Annotated in this window: 1 protein-coding gene; it reads right to left on the minus strand. The window is 43.3% G+C overall.

Annotated features, from left to right (window positions below):
* Positions 1-158: 158 nt before the first annotated feature.
* Positions 159-15,764 carry a tandem-95 repeat protein gene (locus AAEU28_RS02425; RefSeq protein ID WP_421962810.1) on the minus strand — a complete coding sequence of 5,202 codons (15,606 nt, stop codon included), beginning with the start codon at positions 15,762-15,764 and terminating at the stop codon, positions 159-161.
* Between the last annotated feature and the right edge of the window lie 67 nt (positions 15,765-15,831).

Here is a 15,831-nt window from a genome sequence, read left to right on the forward strand (position 1 = left end):
ACTGAAAATTAACAGAATAAATATTCACAATAATTGATATTAATAGAGGTGAGTAGCAGCTAAGTAGTGATTATATATGCTTGGCAAATAACGAATAAGTGTATGCATAAAAAAGGCCTTACATCAGTAAGGCCTTTTCATGCTTAACTTATCTATTATCAGAATCGATAAGACACCCCTAGTTGAACGTCTGATACCGAACCTGGCTGTAGATTAAAATGGCTGTAATCTAATTTAACACTCAAAGAGTCCGTTAATGAATAGCTTACTCCTAAGCCATAATATAAATCAGTCCCATCCATTTCATTTTTTATCAGTTGATTGTTCATTACACTCTCAACTTTATATTTCCATTTGTAGGCACCCATAAACGCGCCTACTCGAGCTTTACCAAACTTTAAGAAATTATATCTTGCTTGAAGAGCAAACCCTTCAGAAAAGTTAGGTGCTTGTTCAGAAATCGATTTATGAACATCAGCAGGTACCAATGATTCTCCTTTAAACGAAACTCTCCCTTGACCTAAATCGATATAACGTAAAGAAGTAGACCAATCAGATGTCAGTTGATAATAGACACCAGCAGACCAACTCTCACTCTTATCATCGATCATTATTTCTGAAACACCGTCCATATTGGCCATTGTGTAATCTGCTTTCGCTTGGCCAACACCTGTTTCTACTCCCCATTCAGACGCCAACGCTTGAGCGTTGACTAGGCAACTAGATGTAATAAGCGCAAAGCTTGGTAGAAGTGCCTTCCTTCTTCTTATTAGCAGTATAGAAATCATAATAACAACTAAGCCTCCTAGGCTACCTGATGATTTGTTTTCAATGGCGACACTCTGATGGGCTGTTACAGTGACACGCGCTTCACCTTGAGAAAGTGCACCTTTACTGTCTTTCAAAGTGTATTTGATGACATCTACACCACTAAAGCCCACTTTAGGGATATAAGTCAGTGTGCCATTCACATTGACTTTAGACTCACCATGCTGAGCAGTTGCACTGACAAGCGTTAACTCGTCTCCATCTTTATCCGTGTCATTTGCTAAAACATCTATAGTGATAGTTGCTTTGTCATTGGTACTCGCATTATCAAGTACCGCTGTTGGTGCACTGTTAACAATAAGGTTAACTGTAGCAGTACTATTAGATGTACCGCCTTTACCATCCGAAATACTGTACTGAATAATCGCTTGGCCAATTAAGTCGCTTGGAGGCGTATAAACAAGCTTATTATCTTCAATAGTAACCGAGCCAAAGTCGACGCTCGCCCCTGTAATTGTTAGCGTATCATTGTCTGCATCACTATCATTGTTTAACACATCAATAATAATTGCTTCACCAGAGCGAATTGTTACTTCATCAGACTGAGCTTGTGGTAAGTTGTTGCTGGTTTTAGGTACTGCAATACCACCTGGGTCAACCACAGCTCTGTTAGCAATACCGTCATCATCGTTTGGTCCACCGTCAACAATTTGCAATTGCACACACCAGTCACCTTCAGTTAGACCCTCAGTCCATTCATTACTACCTGGAGGAGGACAATAACCCGGTTCACCCGTTGCTGAGAGAATTTGGTTGCCATTGCCACTAACAAAATCAACCCACTCACCCTCTTTTAATTTACGATAAACAGCATTGAGTGGGATTGGTCTTCTCTGCGGAATTACAATACTGTAAGTATCACCTGCTTGTGGTAATCCCGTTGCTATAAAGTCGAATAAGCCACCAATGTTAAGCGCACTTTCATCACTAGGCAGTTCATTTTCTAATAACTGCACACCGCCAGTGCTGTTTTGTGCAACAGTAGCGCCTTTACGTAAACAAACCCCAGGTTCACCCTCAACTAAGAATTGACTGGACTCGCCAGCTTGTTCTTGCATCACATTACAGTCTGTAATTGCATCTTGGAAATCAGGAATACCATCGTTATCACTGTCAGAGTAGCCTTCTTGATCATCCGGTATTAAGTCACCATCTGTATCCTGTGAAGTTAGCGCAGTGAGCCCTTCTATTAGTTCAATGTAAACATCTTTAGAAGTTGACAGTAACGGCGTGCCATTATCTTCAGCAGTTACTGTTACTTTATAAATACCTGGAGACATAGAAGCTGTGGAGAACTCAAATACATCTGCATCTGAACTTTGATTAACAATGGTTTGTTCATTAGTACGCCAGTTAATCGTTAGACTGTCATTTGGATTTGCATCACTTGCAGTTGCCTTGATCGTGACTGGTAAGTCATTAATTTCAACTAATGAGCGTTTTTCATTATTTTGTGAAATTGTGACAGTAACCTCAGGTGCGACATTTTCTTCAACGATGGTGATGGTTGAAGCAGATTTTGCGCCCAAGTTTAAGCTGTTATCTAACGAGATAGTAAAGCGCTCGTTACCTTCTGCGATACCGTCTTCAAAAATAGAGAAGTTAATAACCGCTTCAGTACCTGAATCAATCGTTACTTCACCATTTACCAGATCGTGATCTGCGCTGTCGGCTTGACCAGATACGGTATAAGGAACGACGACTGGGTAAACCGGAGCCGGCCCATTCAAGAAGACTTTGACTTGATGCTCTCTACCTTCTGCAATTTGTGAATCCTTTGACAGTGAAATCAATGGATTTACCTGAACATTTTGCGTTGCAATAGATTGTAAACCTTGACTATCGGTAGCTTGCCAATAGACCAAATGCGCGCCAGGTGCAAATAATGGTGTTCTATCAACCAGTGAGACAGCAAGCGGATTATTGTTGAAATCAAGTGCGGTTGCGGTGCCTACATCCACTTTTGTGAATAACCCAGTAGCATTTGCAACAATATCGCTCGGTACAGTGATAACCGGTGCCGCTCCAATTGATGAAGTTATCTCTAAATTAACACTTCCTTGGGCTGTCCCTTTATCACTATCTACTATGAGATAAGACAAGGTAATTTTGCCAAGTACATCTGAAGGAGCCTGATAGTTTAATGCACCGTCAACGATACTCACTGAGCCAACCGATGCTTTTGCACCAATAATTGTTAGCTCAGAGTCTTCAATATCTATGTCATTTGCCAGTACATCCAATAGATATGTATTGTTTGCTACAGAATCAAAGTTGAATGTATCAGCATTTGCAACCGGCTTATCATTCACACTATTAACTATGATAGACACGGTCTGCACGGCACTAGTCAACGCACCATCAGATACACTGTAAGTAAAGCTATCGCTGCCATTAAAGTTAGCCTCAGGTGTATAAGTAAAGCTTGTGCCTTGAACAACTACTGTACCTTGCTGAGATTGACTAATAATCGAGACCGATAAATTGTCTCCATCGCTATCGGTCGCGCTGAAGTTTTGTGAAGTTGACGTATCTTCATCTAATGAAATTGACATCGCATTCGCAATTGGTGCGGCATTGACATAAGCAACATTGATGTTAAATGCTGAAAGCGATGCTGTTAACTCGCCATCAGATACTGAGATTACAATATTCTCAAATACGCCAACATCCCCTCTTGATGGTACACCTGATAACTGACCTGTAGCACTATCAAATTGAGCCCAGTTGGGTTTGTTAGATATGTTAAAACTAAGTGTTTCGCTATCAAGATCTTGCGCATTAGGCGTAAAGCTATACACAGTATCTTGATTTACTTGTGTAAGTGGCGAGCCTGATATCACAGGCGCATCGTTAATTGCAGAGACACTCACAGTGAAAGTTGCAGGCTCTGAGTCAAGCTCACCATCATTGGCGACAATCGTAAAGCTATCATTACCGTTAAAGTTTGCCGCTGGCGTATAAGTCACAACCTGACCATTGACTTCAGCAGAACCATTACTCGGCGAGCTAGCCATACGATAAGTAATATCTGTGCTATCTACGTCACTGGCAACGAGACTAATATCTAAAGCATTATCTTCATTTGTCACCAGTGATTGCCCAACTAAAATTGGCGAATCATTTACTGCGCTTACTGTGATTGAAACCGCCATTGGCTCAGAATCTAGTTCGCCATCATTTGCCACAAAGCTAAATAAATCAGATCCAGTAAAATCTTGATTAGGCGTGTACAGCCACTGTGTTACAGACTGTTGCACTAAACTCCCACTTACCACATCTTCAGTAATACGATAAGTCAATGCACTGTCTTCTGTGTCAGTCGCGCTCAGCGTAATCGTTAAGCTGGTATCTTCTGATGTTGTCAGTGACTGAGCTTCAGCCACTGGCGCATCATTAATAGCTTCAACTTGTAAATTCACAGTCGCAGTATTCGATTTTGCACCTGCAAAATCTTTCACACTGTAGGTAAATGCATCATCACCAAAATAATTCTCTTTGGCGACGTAAATAATCGATCCTGTTGAAGTGATCGTAACCTGACCAAACTGTGGTGCCGCTTCAACAACCACAGTTGACGAGTCAATTCCATCATCAACATCAGTGTCATTTCCAAGTACATTTACTTCAAACTGACCATCTTCTTGCAACTGAACTGTGTTATCTACTGCAACCGGCGCATCGTTGACAGGTGTTAATGTCACGGTCACTGTTGCCGGCTCAGATGTCAGGCCATCAGTGTCCGTCAAGGTGTAAGTGAAACTAAACTCACCGTTTTCATCTTGCTTAGGTGCAATATTAAGTGAACCATCCGCGTTTATAGTAACAACCGCTTTGGTATAATCCCCTGCGCCATTACCTTGGTCTTCTAACGATACATTTGCACCATTAAATTCACTTTGTTCTACATCACTATCGTTTGCGAGAATATCAAGTGAGACAGCCACATCTTCATCAGTTGTAACACTGTCATCCTGAGCAACTGGCCTGTCATTGACTGCACCAATGTTAATGGTCACGGTCGCTTGCTCAGATACTAGCCCCTCACTATCTGTAACCGTGTAGTTGAAACTATCTACACCATTTTCATTGCTATTGAGTGAATAAGTGAAAGTGCCAGCTTGCTGATCAAAGCTCACTTGACCTTTACTTGGTTGCGAAATAGCAACTAACTCACCACTTGGTATGCCATCTTCAATGTCTGAGGTATTTTCTCTGATAGCAAACACCGTCGCTGCTGCGTCTTCTTCTAGATTGACAGTAAAGTTACTGGCAATTGGCCTATCGTTCACCGCAGCAATAGAAATTGTTACTGTCGACGTATTCGATTCATTCCCTTCTGCATCGGACACTGTATAGGTGAAAGTATCTGTACCATTAACATCCTTATTAGGCGTATAGGTTGCTACTCCGTTATTAACAGAGACTGAGCCTAGTGTCGGTTGAGTTACAATACTTGTAGAAGAAGCAACCATATCTCCTTCAGCATCAGAATCATTGCTCAATAAATTAATGGTTATAGCCGTGTCTTCATTCGTCGAAGCACTATCATCTTGCGTAATTGGCGCATCTGCCACAGGCGTTATTTTCAATGTCACCGTATAAGTAGCCGATGTTGCATTCGCGCTATCCACCACTTGATATGTGAAGCTATCAGCGTGATCTTCTCCACCATTATGTTGATAAGAGAAGCTGCCATCGGTATTTAAACTAAGTTGACCATAAAGCGGCTGCGCGACAAGCGAAACCTGCAAGCTATCACCGTGAATTAAGTCATCATCGGTTGCCAAGCTCAATAAACCTGATTGAGCATCAACACTCAGCAGTGCAGCCTCATCTAAAGTGAAGCTATATGCGCTACCTAATGGCGCATCATTGACGTTATTAACCGTTAAATTGAACGCGGTTAATTCAGCAGACACTGTGCCATCAGATACCGCAATCACAACATTGTTTGTCGTGCCTACATGCTCATTATTTGGCGTCCCTGACAAGTTACCCGTTGCTGTATCAAAACTAGCCCAGCTAGGCTTATTGGTGATCGAGAATGTCAGGTTATCGCCTACGTCCACATCGCTGGCCGTTGCTGTAAAGCTGTATGCTGAATCTTCATCAACAGAAGCTGCAGGGCTGCCCGAAATAACCGGTGCATCATTGGTATTATTTACCGTAATAGTGAATGCATCGAGTGCAGTGCTGGTTGTGCCATCTGAAACACTGATTATGACATTGGCAAAACTACCAACATCATCATTCGTTGGTGTACCTGACAAGGTGCCTGTTGCTGTATCAAAACTTGCCCAGCTTGGGTTATTGTTGATCGAGAATATAAGATTATCGCCCAGATCAACATCGCTGGCTGTCGGGGTAAAGCTGTATGCTGAATCTTCATCAACAGAAGTTGCAGGGCTGCCCGAAATAACCGGTGCATCATTGGTGTTTATAACTGTGACGCTAAATGACGATAATGTAATGGTTTCAGTGCCATCGCTAACCGAGATCCGAATGTCACCGTAGACACCTACAAAACTATTTGTTGGTGTGCCACTTAATTGCCCTGTTGTACTATTAAAATTAGCCCAACTAGGTTTATTTACAATCGAGAATGTTAGGTTGTCGCCATCAACATCATTGGCTGATGGTGTGAAATCAAAGCTGGTATCTTCATCGACCGTGCTACTTGGCGAACCTGAAATAGTCGGTGCATCATTCACGCTGTCAATGGTGATGCTCACCGTGACTTCGTCTGAATCTAACTCTGCATCATTAGCGACGAAAGTAAAACTATCTGAACCATTGAAATCTGCATCGCCTCTATAAGTGACGACATTGCCAACTAATGAGGCTGAGCCACTTACTGGCGCTGTAACGATCCTATAAGTTAGCTCACTATTTTCAGTATCGGTCGCGGCAAGTGTAATGGTGATATCAGTATCTTCATCTCCTGAAACACTTTGCGCTGAAGCAACTGGTTTATCATTTACTGCATTGACAGTAATGCTAACAGTGGCCTCAACTGAATCATCGGTACCATCATTGGCAATAAAGGTGAAGCTATCCGCACCATTAAAGTCTGCATTTGGTGTGTACAACCAAGTTGTTTCAGTTTGTCGTACCAATGTACCGCTTGTCACATTGGTGGCAATCGAGAATGTTAAATCGTCATTTTCTTGATCGGTCGCTGCAAGCGTAATAACCAATGATCCATCTTCATCTAATTCAACTGACTGGGCGGTTGCAACCGGTGCATCATTAACAGAGTTAATGGTCATCGTAACTGTGGCTTCATTCGAAACAGCACCCGCTGCATCCGCTACCGTATAAGTAAATTTGTCGTTACCATAGTAATTTGCATTCGCCGTGTAAGTAATTGAACCATCAGCATTAACGACCGTTTGACCATTTTGTGCTGCGGTCACTACTTTCACACTACTTAAGTCGAAGCTGTCGTTTGCATCTACGTCAGTATCATTACCTAAAACGTTAACTTCATAAGAACCATCTTCTTGGATCTCCGCAGTGTTATCGACAGCTACTGGCGCGTCATTTACGGCGGTTAAAGTAACTGTGACTGTTGCTGTTTCAGATGCTAGACCTTCGCTATCTGTCAACGTATAAGTAAAGCTAAAGCTGCCATTTTCGTCTTGTTTCGGAGCAATATTAAGCGTGCCGTCGGTGTTAATCGAGACAGTCGCTTTAGTGTACTCTCCAGCACCATTACCTTGATCTTCTAAAGAAACATTCGCACCGTTAAAGCCTGAGTCCTCAACATCTGAGTCATTTGTAAGAATATTCAAAGTGACCGACACATCTTCGTCGGTGGTAACAGAATCATCACCAACAACAGGTCTATCATTTACGGCACCAATATTAACCGTGACAGTCGCTGTATTAGACGTCAAACCGTCACTGTCTTGGATAGTGTAAGTGAAAGTATCTTGCCCCACCTCATTTGCATTTGGCGTAAATATAAATGTGCCCGCACTTTGATCAAAGCTCACGCTGCCTTTTGCAGGCTCTGTAACAACCGTTAAATCTCCAGTTGGTATTGTATCTTCAATATCCGTTGCAAGAGCTCTCAAATTAGTGGCTTCAGAAGCTGCATCTTCATTGATTGAAATGGTTTTATTCGCAGCAACCGGTGCATCATTCACTGCATTAACAGTCACTGTTACAGTTGCTTGCTCTGAGGTGTTGTTCGCCGCATCTTTTACTGTATAGGTGAAAGTATCCTGGCCGTTTGTATTTGCCGTAGGCGTATATGTTGCGACCCCATTGGTAATTGACACAGAGCCATTACTAGGATGAGTAACAATTGCCGTAGACGAACTCACCATATCCCCTTCAGGATCAGAGTCATTCGCTAACAGATTAATCATCACTGCGGTGTCTTCATCTGTCGTTGCGGTGTCATTTACAGTAGTCGGGGCGTCAGCAACTGGCGTAATTGTGAGTGTAACCGTGTAAGCAGATGAGCTTGCACTGTTGTTGTCATTCACTTGATAAGTAAAGCTGTCACTGTGATTTTCACTGCCATCATGCACATAACTAAATGAACCATCAGAGTTTAATGTTAATTGCCCGTATTGTGGTTGGGTCACCGCAGAAACAGTCAATGTATCGCCACTATCGCTGTCATCGTCACTAGCCAGGGTCAATAAACCATTGTTTAAATCTCTCGATAAAGTTGCGCCTTCATCTAAAGTAAAGCTGGTATCTTGTCCTGTCGGAGCATCATTGGTGTTAACCACTTCAAGACTAAATGCCGTAAGACTCGCCGAGTCAGTACCATCGTTTACCGATATAGTGATATTAGAGGTTGTGCCAACATGTTCATCAGTTGGTGTACCAGATAACTTGCCTGTTTGGGTATCAAATTCTGCCCAGCTAGGTAAATTGGTCACACTGAAGGTCAAGCTGTCATTATCAACATCGCTGGCTGTTGGCGTAAAGCTATACAGTGCATCTTCATCCACTGAAGTTTGCGGTGTACCTGAAATAACCGGCGTATCGTTCACTGAAGCTATAGTGATTGAAATCGTCGCTGTATTTGAACGCCCTCCTTCACTGTCCAAAATTGTATAGGTCAACGAATCTGAACCAGACACATCCGGATTAGGTGTATAGGTGAGTGTACCGGCCGTTTGATTAATCGCAACCGAACCTAGACTAGGACCTGTGGCAACTTCAATGTTACCCGTCGGGTTCGTATCTTCGACATCTGTTGCACTTGCTCGTATCGTTAGCGCAGATGTGGGCGTATCTTCATTGATACTCGGCGCAAAATTCGCAGCAACAGGCAAGTCGTTGACGGGTGTAATCGTAATCGAAACAGTCGCAACATTTGACTCTGCTTGAGCACTATCTTTCACCGTATAGGTAAATGAGTCAGAACCATTAGCATTGGCATTCGGTGTATAGGTCACACTGCCATTGTTAATCGAAATTTGCCCTTTGGTAGGCGACGTTTTGACGGTAACCGATGAAGCCAATAGCGCATTTTCAGGGTCATTGTCATTGGCTACAACATTTACTGTACCTGCTGTATCTTCATTGGTAATCAGCGTGTCATTTACCGCCGTTGGCGCGACATTATATTGTTTTGTCACAGTATCACTAAAGGCACTACTTTGATTTCCAGCGACATCCGTCACCAACACCGTCAGTGTTAATGTACCCTCACTCAAATTAGTAACATCAATAGACGTTACTTGCGCAGTAGAACTTGTAATGGAAGTTGCACTACTGCTACTGACTGAACTTGTGCCATCTGAAATCTGATAAGTGAAACTGCCTGAACTTTCTAATCCACTTAAAGAGAAACTCAACGCAGCTTCATTATCTGCATTGATTTGACTTTGATCTATTGTCGAACTGACACCCGTTGGTGCGGTGGTATCAACTACCACAGATATAGTCGAACTATCCGTTGTATTACCCGCTGTATCTGAAGCTCGAGCAAAAACAGAATGCGTACCAGAGTTGATAGCCGTAGTTGGCGTTATACTCCATGCACCACTACTGGCCACCCCGCTTGCAATGGTACCGCCATTACTTGAAATTAGCGTAATGGTGTCACCAGTTGTGCCCGTTCCTGTAAAGGTTGGCGTTGTATCGTTTGTAATATTATCCGAACTTGAGCTACCTGTATCGCTAGCTGCTGCCAAGTCAGGCGTACTTGGTGATGTTGGTGATGTATTATCTATGGTCACACTCAGCGCCGCTGAACTACTGCTCACATTATTGGCTGAGTCAGTTGCCGTTGCACTAATGGCATGTGATACACCCGAAGCAAGCGCGCTGGTAGTGATTTGCCAATTTCCACCTGTCGCCGTTGCACTACCAATTACTGTTGCCCCACCACCAACTTGATCACTATACAATTTAACCGTTGAGCCACTTTCCGCAGTGCCGCTCAAAGTCAGCGTTGTGTCGCTGGTAATATTATCAGTGCTCGAAGCACCTGTGTCAGAGCCAGTGTCTAAATCAGGTGTGCTAGGTGCATTAGGCGCTACATCGTCATTAACAGTAATGGTAAATGATTCTTGATAGCTCGCCGTGCCATCGCTAGTTTGAATACAGATAACGTAATCGCCCGGAGAGGTAGAAGCCTGAGTTTGTAATGTGCTGCTCGAAAACTGGAAGCTGCCATTGCCAGAACTTGCACTACATGACCCATTATCACTAGCACCTGAGCTAACGAAGCTATAAGTGAAACTACTACTATCCACGTCCGTGCTGCTGGCAGTTGCTACGGTTGCAGATGTACCCGTGCTAGATTGATCGATACTGGTTGCCGTCAGAGCAATATCTGTCGGTGCATCATTAACTGCATTAATAGTCACTGTCGCTTGGTTGGTACCCGTGCTATTGGTTGTACCATCGTTAAAGGTGTAATTCAGCGAAACAGAAGAAGCTGGATCTTCTGAACTATTGCTATAACCAATTGATTGTAAGGTGCTATCAACCAATACCGAAGTGGCACTGCTGTTGAAAGTAAGTACTAAAGTGCCAGAGGAATTTGTCGTAACAGTACCGATTGATGTGCCATTGTATTCAAATGCATTCCCTTGAGTCAAAGTACCCAGTAAACCTGTGTTACTGAACACATCTTGTGAGTTTGCCCCTCCTGAACGAGCAATCGTGAGTGACGCGCCGCTATAATTACCATTATTACTATTTAAGGCATCCAGCTCAGTATCTGCAACTGTCACATCACTATCAATAACAATTGTTGAACCGTTTTCTGTAAAGCTATTACCACCGTTGAGACTCGTAAATACGGGTGCTTCATTGGCTGCTTCAAAAGTTATCAACGTATCACTACCAGAATCAGCCACGGTATATACCAAGTCACTGCTCGGCGAATTGGTAAGAGAAAGTGACACTTCTACACCTGAGAAATCGGTCGCATTGGTATCAACTTCCAGTGTGCTTGAGCCATTAAAGCGCACATTACTAGTAGAAAGCCCTGTGATTCCCGTTATTGTGATGGTATCGCCCGCAGCTAGATCAGCAATGGTGTCACCATTTAAGTCACTAGCAGCACCTGCAAAGTTGTCATTGCCCGCATTGCCGGTCATGGTATCCGTACCAGCACCTGGGCGAATGGTATCTGCACCACTGCCGCCTGTGATCGTGTCTGAACCATCTAAATCGGTTGCGCTGATCTGCAAAATATCATTCGTAAACGCTGAAGCATTTATGGTTAAATCTGCTGAAATTGCACTGCCGGTAGTATTTGTAACCGATATGGTTTGCCCATCGGCACTAAAATTATCAGTCAATGTGATTGTCGCGTTATTGTTGGTACCAATAGCAATACCTTCAATGGCAGATACCGTGGTTGTTGAAAAATCAAATGTGCCACCATCCATTAGTTTCAGCGTTTCACTGCCACCACTACCCGTAATTGCCGTGGCAAAGTCACTGAGGTTAGCTGTATCAATCGCTATTGTTGCCCCACTAACCACATTAAACGTACCTATGTTGCTAAACACCCCACCACTGACGTCTGCACCGTCCGCCACTTGTACATTATCAGCAACTGTTGAATCGCCTGTTAATGTACCTGTATAGGTGCTACCACCGATAGAGAATGTGATAGCGTCCGTGGTTGAACTAGCCGTAACACTTGTTGTGCCGCTAGAGACCGTAATTGTTCGGGTATTCGTTGTGTCATCACCGACACTGTAACTTTCAACGCTCGATAAGGTCGTAATATCACCATCACCGCTGATGGTTATGGTCTCCGAACCCACTGCGGTAACCGTGCCCGTAAAGCTACTATGTTGGCTATTGGTCATCGACACCGACGCACCAGATGCTAACGTCAGGTTCGTTACACCTGAAACTGTTGCACTGGTAATATCTGCACCTGAACTTAACGATAATGTATCGGCAACGGTATTGTCGCCTGTTATCGTTCCGGTATAGGTCAATGAACCAATATCAAATATAATTGCATCTGTGGTCGATGAGCCTGTTATTGAGTGACTTGCGCTACTGATATTCACCGTTCTTGAATTAGTAGAATCATCCGATAGGGTATAATTTTCAAGTGCTGAGACCGTCGTAACATCACCGTCTCCTGATACGGTTAGTGATTCTGTTCCACTACCTGATACCGTACCTGTAAATCCAGACAACTGTGCAACAGTCACTGTCACCGAGCCATTGCTTGTAACAGATAAGTTTTCAAAACTACTGACTGTTGCTCCTGCAATGCTGCCACCATTATCGACAGATAAAGTATCTGTACCACTGCCACCAGCAAGCGTTCCGGTGGCCGTTAATGTGCCAACGTTTACCGTATCGTTGCCACTACTCCCCGTGAGATTTTGCGCGGCACTACCCAAAGTAAAGGTATTCGCAGCAGACAATACGTAGGTTTCGATAGCGCTGTTACCCGTTAAGCCATTGCTGACGTCACTAATAGTAATGCTCTCAGTACCGGCCGCAGTCATCGTAGTAAAGTTATCATGCTGCGCTTCGGTCATGGTCACCGAAGCGCCACTAGTTAAAGTAAGCGATTCAAAGCTGCTTAATGTTGCCCCGCTGATATTTGCACCTGTATCAGCTTGTAATGTATCAGTACCTGTCCCACCAGAGAGCGTTCCTGTCGTCGTCAGTCCTGTAACATTTATTGTATCATCACCGCTGCTGGCAGTTACATTCTGCCCTGCCGATGATAAAGTTAAACTCATTGCGCTGCTTAAAACATAAGTTTCAATATCACTATCTGCTGTCAGAGCTTGATCACCATTCGCACTAGAAATCGTAAACTGGTTGGCACCCGCGCCATTAATTGTTGTAAACGCTTCATGCTGCGTTTCTGTTAGCGTTACAGACGCACCACTATCTGGCGTCAAGGTCTCAAAATTAGTCAAAGAGGAAAAATTAGCCAAGTTGGAGCCAGTTGGCACATTTAGCGTATCCGTGCCCGTTCCACCGTCTGCGGTCGAACCTGAAATATGGCTCGTATCAGCAATCGTCAATGTTTCGTCATCACTGGTAAAGGTGATTGCCGGGGATAAATTCGTACCATTAGTGGTATTAAATGCAGCCGCAGTGCTGCTTGCTGCAGTTACATTAGCAACTGAAATAGTCGCTGTACGAGACACGCTATCGCTTGTGCCATCGTTGATAACCACAGTCACTGTTCTTGACGTTTCATTTGGTGAACTGGCCGTGTTGTTATAGGTCACAGCTTGTAAGAATGTTTGCACTTCAGAGGCCGTTGCCGTCGCACCTGACAAGGTAATGGTGTCTTGCAATGTAATATCTGACGAGCCAGATATACCGGTTAATGCATCTTGTGCAGAAGCACTCACATTTAGGCCTTCAGATGCGCCATCTTGGTCATTAGTAAGACTGACAGTAATTGTTGAAATATTGTCCCCATCAGCCTCTGTAACTGCAGGATTAGCTGCAATATTTACAGCACCACTACCTTCTGAGAAACTAGCACTGTTATCATCACTTCCTGTATTGGAATCTAAATCAACTACAGGGGCATTATTCGCCGTTGAGAAGTTAAAAGTAGTATCGTCACTGATACCCGTAAAGCTGTTACCTGCAGAATCATCTACGGCAGTCACATCAATGCGAATTGCATAGTTACGGTTGCCTGTAAGGCTATTCGTCGGATTAAGATAAATCTTATCATTAGTTATACCTATGCGGCCTGCGCTTGGTGATGTAGTTGTGCCATCACTTTCAGTTGCCACATTGAATACTTCAAAGTCGCTGCTACCCGTTACATCACGAATAGTTATATTACCCGTACTCAATGCGATAATTTCATTGAAATCAATAATAATGTCGCTACTGCCTGCTACATCTGTTGCATTATCATTCGGTGTTGAATTTGTACTATCAAATGTCGGAGCTGTGGTATCAATCGTAAATGAGGTTATCGGTAATGCCGAACTTGCATTTCCTGCAGAGTCTGTGATTGTAATCGTACAATCACTGTATGTGCCTGCCGCTAATGCTGAAGAATTATTGGTTTGAGTTAGGGTAATCGTTTGATTACCTGTACTGCTAATGGTCGTTGAACTAGATGTACCACAACTGCCGCCAACCGATAAAGTCCCCGTCTCGTTTGTGCTAAAGGTATAGTTTGGCGTTGTATCATTAGTAGGAGTTGTCACTGCGGTGACTTGACTAACTGTTGGCGCCGTACTGTCAATTGTTACGCTCAAACCACTTGAGCTATTACTTGTATTGCTGCTGCTATCCGTCGCTTTTGCACTAATAGCATGCGTGCCTGCACTTAAGGTACTAGTGGTAATTTGCCAATTTCCACCTGTTGCCGTTCCCGAACCAATAGAGGTTGCCCCGCCATTTACCTGATCACTATACAGTGTCACCGTGGAGCCGCTCTCTGCCGTACCACTAAATGTAGGCGTTGTATCATTTGTTATATTGTCTGAGTTTGACGAGCCTGAATCTGAAGCAGTGTCTAAATCAGGTGTAGATGGTGCACTAGGTGCTACATTATCATTGACGGTGATGGTAAGCGACTTCTCGTAGGTCGTTGTACCGTCATTTGCTTGTATACATACACTATAACTACCAGGAGACAAGGCTGATTGTGTTTGAAAATTAACCCCATTAGTACCTGATACAGAAAAACTGCCATTATTATCGTCACCAGAAGCTGAGCAACTCCCATTAGCGCTGCTAGCATTGGTCACAATACTAAAAGAAAGCGTATCACCATCTGAATCCGTACCTGATAATGTTCCTACAGTTACCGATGTGCCCGTTGCTGATTGATTTATTGACGTTGAAGACAATGAGATATCGGTAGGTGCGTTGTTAGCTGCTACAGCTGAACCTGTCACTATGGTATATATAACAAATCGGGTGTCATAATCACTCGTTGCTGTATTTTTAAAGTGGAATTGCACTTCATCTACATTCTGCCACCGAGTATCAGTAAAATCAGAACCTCGTGTCTTTGTGAATGTTTGCCCAGTTGAGCCAAAAGAAGGAACTGAGACTGTTTCACTGAATTCTGTACCAGAATCATCATTACCTACAATCGTTAATTCATAGTTACCTGTGTTTGTTAGTGTATGCGTGTAAATCGTGAAAGACTCTAAACTAAAGTTGTTGCTGTTATTGCTGGTATAAAATTTGTACGCTCTGTCCAGTTGAACATCAGGCACAGAGCCTAGCACCATGTTATTCGAAAAGGCACCAGCCGAGTTGAATATCTGCATATCGGATTGGGAGGTATAAGAATCACCCGAATATCCTGCATCTAACAAGTAGGTAAAGCCATCTGTATAGCTAATATTTCCTTGATTTGATACAACTGATTTCGTGGAATAATTGATTGTTACCGCTATTGCACTACAGCAGCTCAGAGCAATATAGGCAACACACACCTTTGCACAAAGACCGATGACTTTTTTCAACTTCATTTCTTAACTCCGTTTTGCATATAGCTAATACACCCAAATCCGAAATACTTTGCCTCTTCGCGTTGTA

This window comes from Pseudoalteromonas sp. SS15 (assembly GCF_049257195.1).
Classification (GTDB): Bacteria; Pseudomonadota; Gammaproteobacteria; order Enterobacterales; family Alteromonadaceae; genus Pseudoalteromonas.

Excerpts from the sequence above, each read along its gene's own strand:
- AAEU28_RS02425 (WP_421962810.1), bottom strand. The coding sequence starts at position 15,764 with ATGAAGTTGAAAAAAGTCATCGGTCTTTGTGCAAAGGTGTGTGTTGCC.